Raw genomic sequence first — 17,898 nt, forward strand, 5'->3', positions numbered from 1 at the left:
GTGGATGCGGCACGACTGAAGCAGAGTTGGTCCCTGGTCGCCGCGCACGGCGACCAGGTGCCGCTCTATTTCTATTCCATGTTGTTCCTGTCCCATCCGGAGACCCGGCAGATGTTCCCCACGAACATGGCCGGGCAGCGGGATCGGCTGGTGACCGCGTTGGGGCACATCGTGTCCCACGTGGACCAGGTCGACAGCCTGGTCGGGTTCCTGCAGGATCTCGGCGCCGACCACCGCAAGTTCGCGGTGCGCCCGGAGCACTACCCGGCGGTCGGTGAAGCGCTGGTCGCGACGTTGCAGCATTTCCTCGGCGAGGCGTGGACCGACGAGCTGGCGCAGGACTGGACGGCCGCGTACGGGCTGGTGTCGCAGGTGATGATCGACGCGGCGCAGGCGGCCGAGGCGGTGAACCCGCCGTGGTGGGTGGCCGAGGTTCTCGGGCATGAGCGGCGGGCGTTCGATCTGGCGGTGCTGACGCTGCGCCCGCAGTACCTGCTGCCGTTCGCGCCGGGCCAGTCGATCGGGGTGTCCCATCCGGCGGTGCGGGCGTGGCGGTACTACTCGCCGGCGAACGCGCCCCGGGCGGACGGCACGCTGGAGCTGCACGTGCGCGCGGCGCCGGGCGGCGCGGTGTCGTCGCGGCTGGTGTACGGGTGCGCGGTGGGTGACCAGGTCCACCTGGCCGCCCCGGTGGGGGACCGGTTGACGCTGTGGCCGGCCGGCACCTCCGATCTGCTGCTGCTGGGCAGCGGCACCGGCTGGGCCCCGCTGAAGTCCCTGGTGGAGCAGGTCGCGGCGGAGGGGTCTCGGCGCCGGGTCGATCTGTATGTGGGAGCCCGGTCGCCTGGCGAGTTCTACGACAACGAGGCGATCGAGAAGCTGGTGGCGTCGTATCCGTGGTTGGCGGTCACCTACGTGGTGGGTACGGACCTTCAGCGGCCGGGGGAGTTCGGGCACGTGGTGGACCGGGCGCTGGCCGACGGGGACTGGCGGTCCCGGCACGTGTACATCTGCGGCTCGGACGAGATGGTCCATCATTCGGTGACGACGTTGACCAGGGCGGGCTACCACCAGGGTCAGCTTCACCATGAGGGTTTCGGCAAGCACTGGTACGGGCCGACGTGGCGGACCGCGACCGCCTCTGACGATTCCGGAGGTGTCCGGTGAGCGCGAGGAGTGAGCTTGCGAGGCCCGCAGTCGCGAACGAAAGGGGCGCCCGGTGAGCGCAACCCCGATCAGCAGGTATGACGGGGGCCAGGTCTCCAGCGTGCAGGTCCGGTTGACCTCGGACCGGGTGCGGCGGTGGGAGTTCGGCGCGGCGTCGTTCACCCGCCGTGGGTACGAGCCCACGGACGTGGACCGGTTCCGGATGCAGGTGGCCGATGAGCTGGATGTGCTGGCGACGCAGGTGGCGAACCTGCGGGCGGAGAACGAGCGGCTCAACGACCATCTGGAGCTGCACCGGCACGGGGTGATCCCGAGTACGGGGGCGAAGCTGCCCGCGGCGAAGGAGGTCAACCTGCTGTCGGCGGCGCAGCGGGAGGCCGAGCAGATCATCGCGCAGGCGCACGACTACGCCCAGCGGGTGGCCGAGTACGCGCGGATGCAGTACGAGAGCTACATGCGGGCGGCGGCGGAGGAGGCGAAGCAGGAGGCCGAGCGGGCGGTGGCGGACTACCGCAGCAACGCCGGCGCGAGCTTCGACGACTCCGTGGCGACGCGGGAGGCGCTGCGGATCTTCGGCGAGATGATGATCTCGCACATGCAGGCGGCGGCCCGGCACCTCGACGACGGCAGTGAGCAGCTGGCGCGGACCATGGAGCGGATCGCCGCGGAGGTCACCGGGGTTCCGGCGGCCGCCGGCGCTGCGCCGGTCGGCGGCCAGGTGGGCACCGCGCCGGTGGGCGGCGGCCGGGTGCGGGTGGCGTTGCCGCCCCGCCACCAGCAGCGCTGATCCCCGGGGTCGGCCCGCCCGCCGGTGGGCCGACCCGGGACCGCCGCGACGATGCCACCTGGTCGGCTACCGGGGTGAGCCGCACCGCCTGCCGACCCTCGGCCGCGGGCGGGTCCCGCCGGTGGGGGTCGTCGCCTGGGCGGGTGAGGGCGGTCACCCGGTGGGAGCCGGGGCGGCGGCTGAGGCAGCATGGACGGGTGACGGAGATCGACGTGTTGGCCGGGCTGGTGGGCGCCGGTGACGTCGTGGTGCTCAGCGGCGCCGGGTTGTCCACCGAGTCGGGCATCCCGGACTACCGGGGGCCCAGCGGCGCCGCCCGCCGGCACACCCCGATGACGTACCAGGCGTTCCGGGGACCCGGACGCGCGGCGGCGGTACTGGGCGCGCAGCCACCTGGGGTGGCGGCTGATCGCGCGGGCCGCCCCGAACGCCGGGCACCGGGCGGTGGCCCGGTTGCAGCACGCGGGCCTGGTCGGCGGGATCATCACCCAGAACGTGGACGGGCTGCACACCGCCGCCGGCAGCAGCGGGGTGGTCGAGCTGCACGGCCGTCTCGACGAGGTGATCTGCCTGGACTGCGGCAACCTGACCTCCCGGGAGGAACTGGACCGGCGGCTGCGGGAGGCGAACCCGGGCTTCGCCGCGCAGGTCGCCCACGTCAACCCCGACGGTGACGTCGACCTGCCCGACGGGGCGGTGGCCGGGTTCCGCACCCTCGACTGCGGTGTCTGCGGCACCGGCATGCTGAAACCGGACGTGGTGTTCTTCGGCGAGACCGTGCCGGCATCCCGGGTCGCCGACTGTTTCGCCCTGGTCGAGCGGGCTCGGGCGCTGCTGGTGCTCGGCTCGTCGTTGACGGTGATGTCCGGGCGGCGGTTCGTGATCCGGGCGGCGAAGCTGGGCATCCCGGTGGCCATCGTCAACCAGGGGCCGACTCGCGGCGACGGGCACGCCACCGTGCGGGTGGACCGGCCGCTGGGTGAGGTGCTGCCCGCGCTGGCCGACCGGATCGGGGCGCCCGCCGTGAGCGGCGTCGCCGGGGAGCCGGCCGCGGTGTAGGGCGGCCGGCAGGGTCGGAGATGAGCCGGAAACCCGGTCGCTGGTAGCGTTGACCATGCCGGTACCACCCACGCGGGAGAGACCGCCCGGAAACCACCCGGACGGCGCCGAAGGGGCAGATTCCTCCCCGGAACCTCTCAGGCAAAAGGACCACGTGGGCAGGCACTGTGGAGCGCGTCAGCGCGACTCAGGGGGAGGCCGACCCGTCGACCTCGCCCCGACAAGGAGCGCCGCGCATGACAGAGCAGTTCGCCGACCGGCACATCGGCCCTGACCCCGGCGACGAGCGCCGGATGCTGGAGACCGTCGGCTACAGCTCCATCGACGAGCTGATGGACGCCGCGATCCCCGAGGTGATCCGCTGGCACGGCACCCTGGACCTGCCGGCCGCGGCCAGTGAGCGGGAGGCGATCGCCGAACTGCGCGCCCTGGCCGCCCGCAACACCGTCGCGGTGTCGATGATCGGTCTGGGCTACCACGGCACCCACACTCCGGCGGTGATCCGCCGCAACGTGCTGGAGAGCCCGGCCTGGTACACGGCGTACACGCCGTACCAGCCGGAGATCAGCCAGGGCCGGCTGGAGGCGCTGCTGAACTTCCAGACCATGGTCACCGATTTGACCGGGTTGGCCACCGCGAACGCGTCGATGCTCGACGAGGGCACCGCGGCGGCCGAGGCGATGACCCTGGCCCGCCGGGCGTCCAGGAGCAAGAGCCCGGTGTACGTGGTGGACGCCGACACCCTGCCGCAGACCATCGCGGTGATCATCGGCCGGGCGGAGCCGCTCGGCATCGACGTGCGGGTGCTTGACGTCGAGCGGGACGAGCTGCCCGGTGAGTTCTTCGGCCTGCACCTGCAGTATCCGGGCGCGTCCGGGGCGGTCCGGGACCACACCGGCCTGGTGGCGGCGGCGCACCAGGTCGGGGCGCTGGTGTGTGTGGCGGCGGACTTGCTGGCGTTGACGCTGCTGCGTCCGCCGGGGGAGATCGGCGCCGACATCGCCGCCGGCACCACGCAGCGGTTCGGGGTGCCGATGGGCTTCGGTGGGCCGCACGCCGGCTACCTGGCGGTCCGGGCGGGCCTGGAGCGGATGCTGCCCGGCCGGCTCGTCGGGGTGTCGAAGGACGTCGACGGGAACCCGGCGTACCGGCTGGCGTTGCAGACCCGCGAGCAGCACATCCGGCGGGAGAAGGCGACCAGCAACATCTGCACCGCGCAGGTGCTGCTGGCGGTGATGGCCGGGATGTACGCGGTCTACCACGGCCCGGACGGGCTGCGGGCGATCGCGCGGCGTACCCATGAGATGGCGGCGCGGCTGGCGGCCGGGCTGCGGGCCGGCGGCGTGCAGGTCGCGGACGTGGCGTTCTTCGACACGGTCACCGCGACGGTGCCGGGGCGGGCCGCCGAGGTGGTCGCCGCCGCGGCGCGGCGGAACGTGAACCTGCGGCTGGTCGACGCCGACCGGGTGGGGATCGCCTGCGACGAGACGACGACCCTCGCGCACCTGGCGGCGGTGTGGGCGGCCTTCGGGGTGCCCACCTTCGACGGCGTCGGCGGTGCGGCGCTGCCGCAGGGGCTGGCGCGCACGTCGGACTTCCTCACCCACCCGGTGTTCCGCAGCCACCACTCGGAGACGGCGATGCTGCGGTACCTGCGGCGGCTGTCGGACTTCGACTACGCGCTGGACCGGGGCATGATCCCGCTGGGGTCGTGCACGATGAAGCTGAACGCCACCACCGAGATGGAGGCGGTCACCTGGCCGGAGTTCGCGCACCTGCACCCGTTCGCGCCGGCGGAGCAGACCGCCGGGTATCGGGAGCTGATCGGCCAGTTGGAGGACTGGCTGGCGGAGGTGACCGGGTACGACGCGGTCAGCGTGCAGCCCAACGCCGGCTCGCAGGGTGAGCTGGCGGGGCTGCTGGCGATCCGGGCGTACCACCGGCAGCGGGGGCAGGGGCATCGGGACGTGTGCCTGATCCCGTCGTCGGCGCACGGCACCAACGCGGCGTCGGCGGTGATGGCCGGGATGCGGGTGGTCGTGGTGGCCTGCGACGTGGACGGCAACGTCGACCTGGTCGACCTCGACGCGAAGATCGACAAGCATCGGGACGCGCTGGCCGCGATCATGGTGACGTACCCGTCGACGCACGGGGTGTACGAGACGGGCATCGGGCAGTTGTGTGCGAAGGTGCACGACGCCGGCGGTCAGGTGTACGTCGACGGGGCGAACCTCAACGCCCTCGTAGGGTTCGCCAAGCCGGGCCGGTTCGGGGCGGACGTGTCGCACCTGAACCTGCACAAGACGTTCTGCATCCCGCACGGCGGTGGTGGCCCGGGTGTGGGGCCGGTGGCGGTGCGGGCGCACCTGGCGCCGTTCCTGCCCGGCGACCCGTCCGGGGTGGCGCAGGAGGGCCGGCCGGCGATCTCGGCCGCCCGGTACGGGTCGGCGGGGATCCTGCCGATCCCGTGGGCGTACCTGCGGATGATGGGGGCCGAGGGTCTGGCCCGGGCGACCGGGGTGGCGGTGCTCGCGGCGAACTACGTGGCGGCGCGGCTGCGGAACCATTTCCCGGTGCTGTACGCCGGCAACAAGGGCCTGGTGGCGCACGAGTGCATCCTGGACCTGCGGCCGTTGACCAAGGCGACCGGGGTGAGCGTCGACGACGTGGCGAAGCGGCTGATCGACTACGGGTTCCACGCGCCGACGATGTCGTTCCCGGTGGCGGGGACGCTGATGGTGGAGCCGACCGAGAGTGAGGACCTGGCCGAGCTGGACCGGTTCTGCGACGCGATGATCGCGATCCGGGCGGAGATCGACAAGGTGGCCTCGGGTGAGTGGCCGGCCGGGGACAATCCGTTGTGCAACGCCCCGCACACGGCGGCGATGGTGTCGGCGGACGAGTGGCCGCACCCGTACCCGCGGTCGGTGGGGGCGTACCCGGCTGGCGTGGACCGGGCGGGGAAGTACTGGCCGCCGGTGCGGCGGATCGACGGGGCGTACGGCGACCGGAATCTGGTCTGCTCGTGCCCGTCGCCGGAGGCGTTCGAGAGCTGACGGGTGGCGCCGGGGCGGTGCGGTTCGCCGCCCCGGCCGGTGCGTCGACGGGTCGACGCGTACGCTCCTGACGGAGCGTGATCGGTCAGGCGACGAGGGCGTGTCGGGCGGGGCCGCGGTGCGGGGCGATGGTGCTGCCGTCGGGGAGCAGTTCGCCGGTGTCCTCGAAGACGATGACTCCGTTGCAGAGCAGGCTCCAGCCCTGCTCAGGGAAGCAGGCGAGAACGCGGGCGGCTTCGCGGTCGGTCGCCTCGGCGGAGGGGCAGGTGGGTTGGTGCTGGCACATCGGGTTCTCCGGGCTGTGGGGGCGCTGTGTCATGGTTCACATGACCAGTGACGCACAGTACCAAGCGGAAGCGCGCGCTATCGAGCAGGCTTCCGTCTTGTTCACCCGAAATCGGCTGAACGGATGAGCGGCAACAAGCCATTCGGCGTGGAAGCGCTCCCACGCGTCGACGTGCCCGGCGCGCCCGCCGGATGCCGGGACCGGCTCGTGGAACGGGCCCGGCTGCAGTGGCACCCCGCCGACGGCGGCGACCCCGCGGTGCTGGCGCAGGAGTTCCTCGCCGCCCACGGGATCGCCTGGCACGACCTGGCCCGCCCCGGCACGCACGACCCGACCGGGGTGTGCGGCGCCGCCCTGCACCTGTCCGCCGCCGCCGGGGCCCTGATCGCCGGCGGCGCGCCGGGGGCGCCCAGCCCCGTACCGGCGCTGCCGGACATGGTGGTGGTCGTCTACGGCCACGCGCCGTCCCCGCCCGCCCGGCCGGCCGGCGGCGGCTGGTGGCTGGGGGACTGGCGGGACAGCTGGACGCCCCGCGAGCACGAGAACGCCGTGGCCGCGGTGCGCGCCGCCATCGGCCGCGGCGACGTGTACCAGGTCAACCTCGTCGGCCACGCCGCCGCCCCGTACGCCGGGGACCCGCTGCCCGCCCTGGCCCGGCTGGCCGCCCTGCCCGGCGCCCGCTACGGCGGCACCCTGTCCGGGCTCGGCTGGGCGGTCGGCTGCGCCTCCCCGGAGACGCTGGTCGCCCTCGAGCACGGCCGGCTGGTCACCCGGCCGATCAAGGGCACCCGGCCGGCCACCCCCGCCGGACGCCGGGAGCTGCTCGCCTCCGCCAAGGAACGCGCCGAACACGTGATGATCGTCGACCTGGAACGCAACGACCTGGCCCGGGTGGCCCGCACCGGCTCGGTGCGGGTCGACGAACTGTTCGCCGTACGCCGGTGGTGCGACCTGTGGCAGGCGGAGTCGACGGTGTCCGCGGCGCCCGCCGACGGGCTGGGCCTGGCCGACCTGCTGCGCGCGGTCTGCCCCGGCGGGTCGGTGACCGGCGCCCCGAAACTCGCCGCGCTGGACCGGATCGCGGCCCTGGAACCGGTCGGGCGGGGCGCCGGCATGGGCGCCCTCGGCTGGGTCGGGCCCGACCGGCTCGACCTGGGGCTGACCATCCGCACCGCCGCGGCCGACGCCGAACGGCTGCACCTGTGGGCCGGCGGCGGCATCACCTGGGGCAGCGACCCGGCGGCCGAGGTCGCCGAGGCGGCCGCCAAGGCCGCCCCGGTGCGCGCGCTGCTCGCCGCCGGCTGAAGCCCCGCCGCGCGGCGCCGGCCGCGGGTGCGCGGCCCGCAGGTGGGGCCGGTCAGGCGCGGGCGAAGGCGTCCAGCGCCGCCACCACCCGCTCGCCCACGCCGTGGCCGCTGCCGTGGCCGCCGGACTCCACGATCTCCAGCCGGGCGTCCGGCCAGTCCCGGGTGAGCTGCCAGGCGATGTCCGGCGGGCCGCTGACGTCGAGGCGGCCCTGCACCAGCACACCCGGGATGCCGGCGAGCTTCCCGGCGTCGCGCAGCAACTGTCCGTCGGGCAGGAAGCCGAGGTTGCTCCAGTAGTGGGTCACGATCCGGACGAAGCACGCCCGGAACACCGGGTCGGCGTAGCGGGGGCTGGGCGTGAAGCCGCCGGCGAGGGAGACGTGCACGTCCTCCCAGGCGCACCAGTCACGCTCGGCCTGCTCCCGCACGGCGGGGTCCGGGTTGTTGACCAGGCGGGCGTACGCGGCGGACAGGTCGCCGTCCCGGTCCGCCGCGGGCACCCCGTCACGGAATCGGGCCCACTCCTGCGGGAAGATCCGGCCCATGTCCCGGGTCACCCAGTCGATCTCGCGGCGGGTGTTGGCGACCACGCTGAACAGCACCAGCGCGGTGACCCGTTCCGGGTGGCGCTGGGCGTAGGCCAGGGACAGCGACGAGCCCCAGGAGGCGCCGCACAGCAGCCACCGGTCGACGCCGAGGTGCTCGCGCAGCTGTTCCATGTCGGCGAGCAGGTGGGCGGTGGTGTTGACCGACAGGTCCACGGCCGGGTCGCTGGCGTGCGGGGTGCTGCGCCCGCAGCCGCGCTGGTCGAACAGGATGATCCGGTAGGCGGCCGGGTCGAACAGCCGCCGCCAGGACGCGGTGGCGCCGGAGCCGGGGCCGCCGTGCGCCACCAGGGCGGGGCGCCCGTCGGGGTTGCCGCAGGTCTCCCAGTAGACGCGCTGGCCGTCGCCGACGTCGAGCAGGCCGTGCGCGTACGGCTCGATCTCCGGATACATGCGGTTCCCCTCCCGAGGCCCAGATACAACAGCGCTGTTACATTAGCGGACGTGACCGCCATCCCCGACCGCGAGGCGCTCGGCACCCTGCTGCGCCACGTCCTCGAGCTGCTCGACGGCGACGTCGCCGCCGTCTACGACGACCTGGACCTGGCCGACTACCGGCCCCGGTACTCACCGCTGGTGCGGGTGCTGGTCGCCGACGGGCCGCTGCCCATCCGCGACCTCGCCGCCCGGGTCGGGGTCACCCATTCCGCGGCCAGCCAGACCGTCGCCCAGATGAGCCGCGCCGGCCTGGTCGCCCTCACCCCCGGCGCCGACGCCCGGCAGCGCATCGTCACCCTCACCGACCGGGCCCGCGCCCTGCTGCCCGTCATCGAGGCCGAGTGGGCGGCCACCACCACCGCCATGCGGCAGCTAGACGCCGAACTGCCCGTACCCCTGGCCGACGAGCTGTACGCGGTCCTCGCGGCGCTGCGCCGCCGCCCGCTGCGCGACCGCATCGCCGACACCGGGCTGGCCCCCACCGGCCGGCCGGCCTGAGGTGACCCCGCAGCTCCGGGCGGCCCCGCCGGGGCCGCCCGGAGCGGTCACCGGTCGAGGCGTTGCCAGCGGCGCGCGGACAGCGGCAGGAACACCGCGATGAGCAGCAGCGGCCAGGACGCCGGCGTGCTCGGCGGGCCAGGTGTCGGCGCCCCAGCCGGGGTTGCCGAACAGGTCCCGGCAGGCGGCCACCGTGGCCGACAGCGGGTTCCAGGCGGCGATGGCGGCCAGCCAATCGGGCATGGTGGCCGGGGGCGACGAAGGCGTTGGAGGCGAAGCCGAGCGGCCAGACCAGGATCTGCAGCGCGGCCACCGCCTCGGGACGGCGCAGCAGCAACGCCAGGTAGACCCCCGACCCAGATCATCGCGAAGCGCAGGAGCAGCAGCAGCGCCACCGCGGCGTGCAGCAGGTCGGCCAGGGCCCGCCCGGTCACCACGGCGCTCGCCTCGAGCACATCGCCCGGGAGAACCGGGCGCTGTACCTGCGCCACCCGTGGCTGCTGCGGGTCGCCACCACCCGCCCCCCGCTGGGCCCGCAGGTGATCGGGTTCCCCCTCGCCGCCCGGGTGGGCACGACCGCCGGCGAGGAGTACCAGGCCGCCGGCGACCCGGCCCGCGCCTTCGAGTTCGGGCTGGCCCGCATCCTCGACGGCATCGAGGTGCTGATCCGCAACCGGCCGGCCGGGCGGGTGGGCGCGACCGGACAGGTAACGGGCGGTTAGCCTTCCGGGCATGACTATGCGCCCGATCCGGATCATCGGCGACCCCGTGCTGCGTACCCCGTGTGAGCCGGTGACCAGCTTCGACGCCGAGCTGCGCGCGCTCGTGCAGGATCTGATGGACACGCTGCTCGGCGCGCCTGGCCGCGCCGGGGTGGCCGCCCCGCAGATCGGGGTGAGCGCGCAGGTGTTCGTCTACGACGCCGACGGCCACCGCGGCCACCTGATCAACCCGAGGCTGGAGCTGTCCACGGAGCCGCAGGACGACGACGAGGGCTGCCTGTCCATCCCCGGGCTGTACTTCCCGACCGCGCGGGCGATGCACGCCACCGCGCACGGTTTCGACCAGTACGGCCAGCCGCTGACCATCTCCGGCAGCGGGTTCCTGGCCCGGGCCCTGCAGCACGAGACCGACCACCTGCACGGCCGCCTGTACGTGGACACGCTGCGCGGCGACACCCGCCGCCGGGCGTTGCGGGAGATCCGGGCCGGGCGGTTCGACTCGCCCAGTCGGGGGTTGTGACGACGCGGGGGTGGCCGGACGGTCACCCCCGCGTCCGCTCACCGGCTCACTTCGGCGGCGGGGCCACCAGGCAGGTCGCGGTCGAGGTGTTCCCGGCGTCGTCGACGCCGGTGATCACCGCGTCGCCGCGCAGCGTGACCTTGTAGTCGATGTCGCCGGCGCCGTCCTTGACCCGGGACTGCGCCCCTGGCGCCTGCACCAGCTTGATCTTCGTGCCGGCGGGGAACGGCCCGAACTTCACCGACGGGTCGGCGGCGTCCCCGATGTACACGTCCACCTTCGTGTCCACCAGGTCGGTGGCGGTCAACTGGTAGAACCCGTCCGGGTTGTAGGAGCCCGGAACGTTGCCGCCGCTCGGGTTGTTCGTCGGCACGCACCGCGTGGTCGGGGCGGTGGTGTCCACCACCCGCATCACCGCGGTGTCGTTGCCGGTGTTGCCGGCCGCGTCGGTGGCGGTGCAGGTGACCGTGCTGGCGCCCAGCGGGAAGGTGCTGCCGGGCGGCGGCGCGCACGTCGGGGTCAGCGGCCCGTCGACGTTGTCGGTCGCGCTGGCCGGGTAGTTGATCACCGCGCCGGCGGGGCTGGTCGCCTCGACCGTCCGGTCGTCGACGACCACCGTCGGCGGGGTGACGTCGTTGACCTTCACGCTGATGTGCTCGACGAACTCCGGCCCGCCGGAGAGTCCGTTGAGCAGGAAGTCCACCGTGCAGTGCAGGGTGGCGCCCTGGGCGGCGTTCCCGGCCACCGTGATGGTCTCGGCGAACGGCACGTCGCTGCCGCTCTGCTGGGTCCGCGACGCGGCGTCGAAGCTCACCGACAGGCCCGGGTCGCAGGAGGTCACGGTCGGGGTGACGGTGACGTCCAGGTTCCGCAGCCCGTTCAGGATGGCCGCGGTCACCGTGTCCGGGGCGCTGCCGACGACCTGGCCGCCGGTGGCGGCGGCCACGCTGCTGGCCTGGCCGGCGGCGTCCAGCCCGCCGCCCCCGCCGCTGACGTTGACGGCGAGCAGCCGGGCGGCGTCGGCCTGCAGCGCGGCGGTGGCCTGCGCGAGGGTGTGTCCGGCGCTGGGGTCGTGGCTGGGTGCGTCACCGACCAGCACCACGATCCGACTGCTGCCCGACCTGTAGGCGATCGCGCCGTCGGAGACCTGGAACAGGGCGTTCACCCACGCCTCCGGGGTGTCGCCACCGCCGGCGGCGGCCAGCCCGTCCACGGCGGTCTGCAGGGCGGTGGCGTCGGCGGTGAGGTCCTGCCGGACCCGGAACAGCTCCGGCCCGTCACCCTCGTCCCGGTAGGAGGCGACCGCGAACTCGGCGCTGGGCTGTGCGGTACGGACGTTGGTGATCACCTGCTGGAGGTTGGTCCGGACGTTGGCGATCGCCGGGCCCATGCTGCCGGTCGTGTCGACCAGCAGCACCACGTCCGGCTTCGGCGGGATCGGCGGCGTCGAGACCACTTTGCTGATCGGGATCGTCGCGCCCGGATCGGCGGACCGGTCCACCGTGCCCGGGTCGACCCCCGGGGCCGCCCAGGCGGGGGCCGCCACCGCGGTCACCATCGCGGCCACGGCGGCGACGGTAACCCCCCTGGCGCGCCCGCGGGCCACTGCTGTCAAACCCATCGTGTCTCCTTCGACTCCGCCGCGCCCGCCCCGGACGCGGCCTCGAAGCAGACGCTAGGGGCCCGGCCGACCCCGGCCGGTCCGACACATGCCCAGGTCAGCGTCGGGTTGTTGACCCGGCGTGGCGGCTGGACAGGGCAGACTGGCCGGCCGCGTCGTCACGGGCGGCGGCGCAGCGCGCACTCGGTGAAGTCGGCGACCCGGGTGAAGCCGAGCCGCTCGTAGAGGCGCACGGCGGCGGCGTTGTCGGCCCGGACGTTGAGCGTCACATGCTCGACGCGGGCCCGCAGCCGGGCGCAGAGCGCGGCCACGGCGGCGCCGGCCAGGCCGCGGCCGCGGGCCCGTGGGTGGGTGGTGACGTTGCCCAGGGCGGCCACCCGCCAGGTGGGGGACCAGACGTGCACCCCGGCCACGGTGACCAGCTCGCCGGCCTCCCGGATCCCCACGTACTGGCCGGTGTCCAGCATCCGCGGGTCGAACCAGTTGCCCGGATAGGCGACCGCGTAGAGGTCGAGCAGCGCCGGCAGGTCGGACCGGTCGAGCACGTCCCCGGCGGCGGTGGCCCGGGCCAGCCGGTCCGGGTCGGTCAACGCCATCCGGTGGTGCACGGCGGCGTCGGACACCTCATACCAGCGGGCGACGGTGGCGTCCAGGCCGGGGGAGAGGTGCGCCCACAGCCGGGCCGGCAGCACCGGCGCGAGTTCGCCCAGCAGCGCCGCCAGCTGCCCGGTCCGCTCCGGGGTGGTGAAGGCCAGCAGCGTCGGCAGGTCGACGCCGTGGTAGAGCAATGCCACCTGGTCGCCCCGGCGGTACCACGACGTGTAGGGCCAGAAGAAGTCGTCCAGGTCGCCCAGCTGGTAGGCGTGCAGCACCGGGTCCCGGCCCAGCAGGTCGGCCAGGACGGTCCGGTCGTGTTCGGCGCGTACGGGCATCCGCCGATGATCACACGGCGGCGGTCAGCAGCCGCCGGGGCGTCCCGTCTCGGCGGGCAGGTGGTCGTGGGCCCAGCGGGCCAGGGCGTCCAGGGCCGGCAGCAGGGCGGCTCCCCGGTCGGTGAGCTGGTAGCTGACCCCCACCGGCGGTCCCTCCCGCACGGTGCGGGAGACCAGGCCCACCCGGCACAGCTCACCGAGCCGGTCGGACAGCACCGACTCGCTGATCCCGGGCAGCGCCCGGGCCAGCTCCGCGAAGCCGGCGGGCCCGTTGGCGAGGGTGCCCAGCAGCACCCCGTTCCACCGCTTGCCGAGGAACGCGAAGGCCCGGGCCAACCCCCCGTCGCAGGAACGGGGCGTGTGCTCCACCTGGGGCCTCGTCGTCATGCCCTCAGGATACGCGCTACGCTCGCCCCGCAAGGCACTACTAAAAAGCTAGCTGCTCCCGTGCATGGAGTAGCGCCGCCGAAACGAGGACCCATGAGCGACCTGATCACCCTGCACCCCGAAGCGCAGGCCCTGCTGTTCACCGACGCCCGCACCGCCAACACGTTCACCGACGAACCGGTCAGCGACGCGCAGCTGCGCACCATCCACGAGCTCGCCAAGTACCCGCCCACCGCCGCCAACACCCAGCCGCTGCGGGTGCTGTTCCTCCGCGACGGTGAGCCCCGCGAACGGCTGCTCACCCACATGAACGAGGGCAACCGCGCCAAGACCGCCACCGCGCCGGTCGTCGCCGTCCTCGCCGCCGACACCGACTTCCACGAGTTCGTCCCGCGGGTCTTCCCGATCCGCCCGCAGATGCGCGACGCCCTCGCCGAGGACCCCGCCGGCCGCGAGCAGATGGCCCGGTTCAACGCCACCCTGCAGATCGGCTACTGGCTGCTCGCCGTCCGCGCCGCCGGCCTGGCCGCCGGCCCGATGGGCGGCTTCGACGCCGCCGGCGTCGACAAGGAGTTCTTCGCCGACAGCAGTTGGCGGTCCCTGCTCGTGGTCAACATCGGCAAGCCCGGCCCGGACGCCTGGTTCCCCCGGCTGCCCCGCCTCGACTACGACGAGGTCGTCCGACACGCCTGAGCCGACGCGGTGGCGGGCCGGCTCAGCCGGCCCGCCACTGGTCGTAGCCCAGCTTCACCACCAGGGCCAGCACCACCACCAGCAGCACCACCCGGACGAAACCGGCGCCGCGCCGCAGCGCCATCCGCGCGCCCAGCGCGGCACCAGCGACGTTGCACACCGCCATCGCCGCCCCGAGCAGCCACCACACGTGCCCGGTGGCCGCGAACACCACCAGCGCGCCCAGGTTGGTGCCCGCGTTGACCACCTTCGCCATCGCCGAACCCTGCACGAAGTCCGCGCCGATCAGCGCGGTGAACGCCAACACCAGGAACGTGCCCGTGCCCGGGCCGATCAGGCCGTCGTAGAGGGCGATACCCACCCCGGCCACCGCCACCGCGGCCGTCACCCGCGCCGGCGTACGCCGATGCGGGTACGACACCACGCCCAGCCGCGGCCGGGTCAGCACGAACACCGCCACCGCGAGCAGCACCACCAGCACCACCGGCCGGTACGCGCCCGCCGGCACCGCCCCGGCCAGCGCCGCGCCCAGCCCGGCGGTCAGCACAGCCAGCCCGGCCGCCGGCCCGGCCACCGCCCAGTCCAGCTTGGTGCGCCGCGCGTACGTCATCGCCGCGGTGGAGGTGCCGAAGATCGCGGCCAGCTTGTTGGTGCCCAACGCCGTGGCCACCGGCACGCCCGGCGCGGCCACCAGCAGCGCCGGCAGCAGCAACAGCCCGCCACCGCCGACCACCGCGTCCACCCAGCCCGCCAGGGCCGCCGCGGTCAGCAGGGTGGTCAACGACAGAGGGTCCACGGGCGGCCATTCTTCCCACCGCCGCCGCCCCGACGAGTGCCGCTGTGGCCAGGTTCACCGCCGGCTCAGCGGCCCCGGCGCCGCCGCAACCACAGGCCCGCCGCCGCCACCGCCACGAACACCAGGATCGAACAGACCAACGCCTTCAGCACCGGGCAAGCCTGCCACGGCGACGTAGGGTGTGCAGGTGCGCCTGGCCACGTTCAATCTGCTGCACGGCCGGTCCCTCACCGACGGACTCGTCGACCCCGACCGGCTCGCCGCCGCCGTCACCGCACTCGACGCCGACGTCCTCGCCCTGCAGGAGGTCGACCGCGACCAGTCCCGCAGCGGCAAGCTCGACCTCACCGCCATCGCCGCCCGCGCCCTCGACGCCCCCGAGCACCGGTTCGCCGCCGCCGTCGTCGGCACCCCCGGCGAAGGGTTCCGCCCGCTGACCCACGACGACGACGGCGACGGCGAACCCTGCTACGGGGTGGGGCTGGTCAGCCGCCACCCGGTCCGCTCCTGGCAGGTCACCCGGCTGCGCCCGGCCCCCGTACGCTCCCCGGTCTACGTTCCCGGGCCCGGCGGCGGGCTGGTGCTGCTGCGCGACGAACCCCGGGTGGTCCTCGCCGCCGTGCTGGACACCCCGTACGGGCCGCTCACCGTCGCCGCCACCCACCTGTCGTTCGTCCCCGGCTGGAACGTGCTGCAACTGCGCCGCGTCGTGCGGGCGCTGCGCACCCTGCCCGCCCCGCGGATCCTGCTCGGCGACCTGAACCTGCCCGCCGGCCCCGCCGCCCTGCTGTCCCGGTGGCGTCCCCTCGGGCGGCGTCCCACCTACCCGGCCGGGCAGCCCCGCGTCCAACTCGACCACATCCTCGCCGACCGGCAGGGCCGGGACCGGTTGCCGCCCGTCACCGCCGTCGACACCCCGCTGTCCACCATCTCCGACCACCGGCCGCTGCTGGTCAACCTCGGCTGAGGCGTGCCGGGAACCCCTACCGTCGGGGAGGCGCGCGGCGCGACGGAACAGCCAAACCCGTCCGGCCGCCGGGCGCCCGTGATAGCGATGGGACGTCGAGGGGAGGGGCCAGCCATGTCGCTGACCGGCCTGCCGCTGCTCATCACGATCGGGGTCATCGCCGCCGGCGCCGCTGTCGGCACCGCCCGCACCTGGCGTCGCCACGGCCGCTGGCAGGCCCTCACCCGACCCGTCGCCGTCCTGCTCACCGAGGTCCTCGCCCTGCTGGCCGTCGGCCTCGCCGTCAACCGTGCTGAAGGGTTCTATCCCACCTGGGGCGACCTGCTGCCCGCCGGGGTCGCCCGCCACGACACCGACCCCACCCGGTCCGGGCGCCTCGACCGCTGGATCACCAGCCGGGCCGGCGCGGCCCCCACCCCGGTCGCCTTCCCGTGGCACCCGCCGCGCGGCGGTCGCTGGCCGGTCACCGCCACGCCCACCGTGGTGGTGCCCGCCGACTACCCGCAGCACCCCACCCGCCGGTACCCGGTGATCGCCGTCCTGGCCGACCACGCCACCGGCGCCGGGGAGGCCACCGCCGCCCGCACGGTCCAGGCCGACACCGGACCGGTGATCGTCGTCTTCACCCACCTGCGGCCCACCGCCGCGCCGGCCGTCCTCACCGAGGCCCTGCCCGCCGGCCTCGCCCGCGACCTGCGGGTCACCAGCCACAGCTGGGCGCTGATCGCCCCGGCCGACCTGGCCGGGCTCGCCGGGGCCGTGGTCCGCGCCGCACCCACCCGCTATCCCGCCCTCGCCCTCGTCGACGAGGTGCCGGAACCCGGCGGCGTCGCCGTGCCCGCCGACCTGCCCGCCACGGAGACCGTCGCCGTCATCGGCGCGGCCACCCACCAGCCCGGCCGCCCCGCCGACCCGCTGCCCACCGCGCTGCGCTGGGCCTGCCGGCAGACGCCCGCACCCCTGGGCGGGCCCGCGCCGCTGATCCCGCCGCCCCCGCAGGCCGGCCCCCCGACCGGCGGACGGTGACCGTGGCCCCCGACAGCCTCGCCGCCGCGCTCACCGCCACCAGCGTCGCGGTGGCCGCCGCCGTGCTGCTGTCCGCGCTCTGGGACCGCGGCGCCGGGGCCCGCCGCGTCGCCGGGCGCGCCGCCACGGCGCTGCTGTGCCTGCTCACCGCCGTCGCCGCCGCCGGGATCTGGGTCAACCGGCAGGTCGACACCTGGACCAACTGGTCGGCGCTGCTCGGCCGCAACCCCGCCGACGCCGCCGCACCCGCCGCCGGCCCCGGCGGGGGACGGGTCGTCACCCTCACCGTCGCCGGCGCCGCCAGCGGTCTCACCCTGCACGTCGCCGCCTACCTGCCGGCCGCCTACGACCGGCAGCCCACCGAACGGTTCCCCGTCGTCGAGGCGCTGCACGGCTATCCCGGCTCACCCGCCGCCTGGCTCAACCGCCTCGCCGCCGCCCGGCACCTCGACCAGGAAATCAGCGCGGGCCGGATGGCGCCCACCGTCGTGCTGTTCCCCCCGCAGACCCCCAGCCCGCTGCTGGACACCGAATGCACCAACCTGGTTCACGGGCCGCAGGCGGAGACGTTCCTCACCGTCGACGTGCCGGCGGCCGCCGCGGCCCAGCTGCGGGTGCGCACCGACCGGGCCGGCTGGGGGCTGATCGGCTACTCCGCCGGCGGCTACTGCGCCACCAACCTGGCCCTGCGCCACCCAGACCGGTACGCCGCCGCCGCCAGCCTCTCCGGCTACGCCGACCCCGGCATCACCGTCGGCGACGGCAGCGAACACACCCTCAACGACGACCGGTGGCGGCTGCTACACCTGCCCCCACCGGCCGTCGCCCTCTACCTGTCCAGCGGCCGCGCCGACCGCAAGGCCCACCACGACGCCGAGACGCTGCGCTGCCTGGCCCGGACGCCGCTGGCCGTCACCACCGCCTACGTCGACGGGGGCGGCCACAGCATGTCCGTCTGGGAAGCCACCGAGGATCCCGCGTTCGACTGGCTCTCCGGCTGGCTGGGCCGCCCCGTCCCCGCCACCTGACGT

17 protein-coding genes, 1 pseudogene and 1 riboswitch are annotated in these 17,898 nt (G+C 74.7%); of the genes and pseudogenes, 12 read left to right on the forward strand and 6 right to left on the reverse strand.

Annotated elements, in window-relative coordinates; all coding sequences use genetic code 11:
* From ABZ783_RS16590 to gcvP, 4 genes and pseudogenes are all read left to right on the forward strand, one after another.
* Entirely contained in the window at positions 1 to 1,167 is a 1,167-nt protein-coding gene (locus ABZ783_RS16590; RefSeq protein WP_357438589.1) for a globin domain-containing protein, read from the forward strand.
* A gap of 52 nt (positions 1,168 to 1,219) precedes the next feature.
* Positions 1,220 to 1,954, forward strand: a complete 735-nt coding sequence (locus ABZ783_RS16595) for a cell division protein DivIVA (RefSeq protein ID WP_357438591.1) — start codon at positions 1,220 to 1,222, stop codon at positions 1,952 to 1,954.
* A 197-nt stretch (positions 1,955 to 2,151) separates the two neighbouring features.
* Positions 2,152 to 3,013, forward strand: a pseudogene (locus ABZ783_RS16600) (NAD-dependent protein deacetylase).
* Positions 3,014 to 3,076: 63 nt separating this feature from the next.
* Positions 3,077 to 3,176: riboswitch (glycine riboswitch) on the forward strand.
* Positions 3,177 to 3,249: 73 nt separating this feature from the next.
* The gene (gene gcvP, locus ABZ783_RS16605) at positions 3,250 to 6,069 is read left to right on the forward strand and encodes an aminomethyl-transferring glycine dehydrogenase (protein ID WP_357438594.1); all 2,820 of its coding nucleotides are present in this window, start codon (positions 3,250 to 3,252) and stop codon (positions 6,067 to 6,069) included.
* 85 nt (positions 6,070 to 6,154) lie between these two features.
* On the opposite strand, the gene ABZ783_RS16610 is transcribed toward gcvP, so the two are convergent.
* Positions 6,155 to 6,355 carry a DUF5999 family protein gene (locus ABZ783_RS16610; RefSeq protein ID WP_036371784.1) on the reverse strand — a complete coding sequence of 67 codons (201 nt, stop codon included), beginning with the start codon at positions 6,353 to 6,355 and terminating at the stop codon, positions 6,155 to 6,157.
* Between the two features lie 123 nt (positions 6,356 to 6,478).
* Between ABZ783_RS16610 and ABZ783_RS16615 the strand changes: the two genes are divergently transcribed.
* On the forward strand, positions 6,479 to 7,660 hold the full coding sequence (locus ABZ783_RS16615) for a chorismate-binding protein (protein ID WP_357438597.1): 1,182 nt from the start codon (positions 6,479 to 6,481) through the stop codon (positions 7,658 to 7,660).
* A gap of 52 nt (positions 7,661 to 7,712) precedes the next feature.
* Here the strand turns inward: ABZ783_RS16615 and pip are convergent, their stop codons facing one another.
* Entirely contained in the window at positions 7,713 to 8,660 is a 948-nt protein-coding gene (gene pip / locus ABZ783_RS16620; RefSeq protein WP_357438599.1) for a prolyl aminopeptidase, read from the reverse strand.
* 51 nt (positions 8,661 to 8,711) lie between these two features.
* Between pip and ABZ783_RS16625 the strand changes: the two genes are divergently transcribed.
* The 3 genes from ABZ783_RS16625 (at position 8,712) to def (ending at position 10,445) form a co-directional block, all read left to right on the forward strand.
* Positions 8,712 to 9,203: a MarR family transcriptional regulator gene (locus ABZ783_RS16625; RefSeq protein WP_357438602.1), complete on the forward strand. Its 492-nt coding sequence runs from the start codon at positions 8,712 to 8,714 to the stop codon at positions 9,201 to 9,203.
* Positions 9,204 to 9,604: 401 nt separating this feature from the next.
* Entirely contained in the window at positions 9,605 to 9,925 is a 321-nt protein-coding gene (locus tag ABZ783_RS16630; RefSeq protein WP_357438605.1) for a hypothetical protein, read from the forward strand.
* Positions 9,926 to 9,935: 10 nt separating this feature from the next.
* Positions 9,936 to 10,445: a peptide deformylase gene (def, locus tag ABZ783_RS16635; RefSeq protein WP_357438607.1), complete on the forward strand. Its 510-nt coding sequence runs from the start codon at positions 9,936 to 9,938 to the stop codon at positions 10,443 to 10,445.
* A gap of 46 nt (positions 10,446 to 10,491) precedes the next feature.
* Here def and ABZ783_RS16640 read toward each other — a convergent pair whose 3' ends face one another.
* The 3 genes from ABZ783_RS16640 to ABZ783_RS16650 form a co-directional block, all read right to left on the reverse strand.
* Positions 10,492 to 12,003: a VWA domain-containing protein gene (locus ABZ783_RS16640; RefSeq protein ID WP_357439256.1), complete on the reverse strand. Its 1,512-nt coding sequence runs from the start codon at positions 12,001 to 12,003 to the stop codon at positions 10,492 to 10,494.
* A 221-nt stretch (positions 12,004 to 12,224) separates the two neighbouring features.
* Complete coding sequence (locus ABZ783_RS16645; RefSeq protein ID WP_357438609.1) at positions 12,225 to 12,998, reverse strand: GNAT family N-acetyltransferase; 774 nt, start codon at positions 12,996 to 12,998, stop codon at positions 12,225 to 12,227.
* A gap of 24 nt (positions 12,999 to 13,022) precedes the next feature.
* Entirely contained in the window at positions 13,023 to 13,385 is a 363-nt protein-coding gene (locus ABZ783_RS16650) for a helix-turn-helix domain-containing protein (protein WP_357438611.1), read from the reverse strand.
* 93 nt (positions 13,386 to 13,478) lie between these two features.
* Between ABZ783_RS16650 and ABZ783_RS16655 the strand changes: the two genes are divergently transcribed.
* Complete coding sequence (locus ABZ783_RS16655) at positions 13,479 to 14,078, forward strand: malonic semialdehyde reductase (RefSeq protein WP_357438614.1); 600 nt, start codon at positions 13,479 to 13,481, stop codon at positions 14,076 to 14,078.
* A 22-nt stretch (positions 14,079 to 14,100) separates the two neighbouring features.
* On the opposite strand, the gene ABZ783_RS16660 is transcribed toward ABZ783_RS16655, so the two are convergent.
* Complete coding sequence (locus ABZ783_RS16660; protein WP_357438616.1) at positions 14,101 to 14,859, reverse strand: TSUP family transporter; 759 nt, start codon at positions 14,857 to 14,859, stop codon at positions 14,101 to 14,103.
* Between the two features lie 202 nt (positions 14,860 to 15,061).
* Here ABZ783_RS16660 and ABZ783_RS16665 point away from each other — a divergent pair, with 202 nt between their 5' ends.
* From ABZ783_RS16665 to ABZ783_RS16675, 3 genes are all read left to right on the forward strand, one after another.
* On the forward strand, positions 15,062 to 15,841 hold the full coding sequence (locus ABZ783_RS16665) for an endonuclease/exonuclease/phosphatase family protein (RefSeq protein ID WP_357438618.1): 780 nt from the start codon (positions 15,062 to 15,064) through the stop codon (positions 15,839 to 15,841).
* Between the two features lie 114 nt (positions 15,842 to 15,955).
* Positions 15,956 to 16,867: a hypothetical protein gene (locus ABZ783_RS16670; RefSeq protein ID WP_357438621.1), complete on the forward strand. Its 912-nt coding sequence runs from the start codon at positions 15,956 to 15,958 to the stop codon at positions 16,865 to 16,867.
* Entirely contained in the window at positions 16,864 to 17,895 is a 1,032-nt protein-coding gene (locus ABZ783_RS16675) for an alpha/beta hydrolase-fold protein (RefSeq protein WP_357438623.1), read from the forward strand. The genes ABZ783_RS16670 and ABZ783_RS16675 overlap by 4 nt, the downstream gene beginning before the upstream one ends.
* Positions 17,896 to 17,898: the final 3 nt, after the last annotated feature.

The sequence above is a fragment of the Micromonospora sp. NPDC047738 genome, from assembly GCF_040642675.1.
In the GTDB taxonomy this organism is placed as follows: Bacteria; Actinomycetota; Actinomycetes; order Mycobacteriales; family Micromonosporaceae; genus Micromonospora.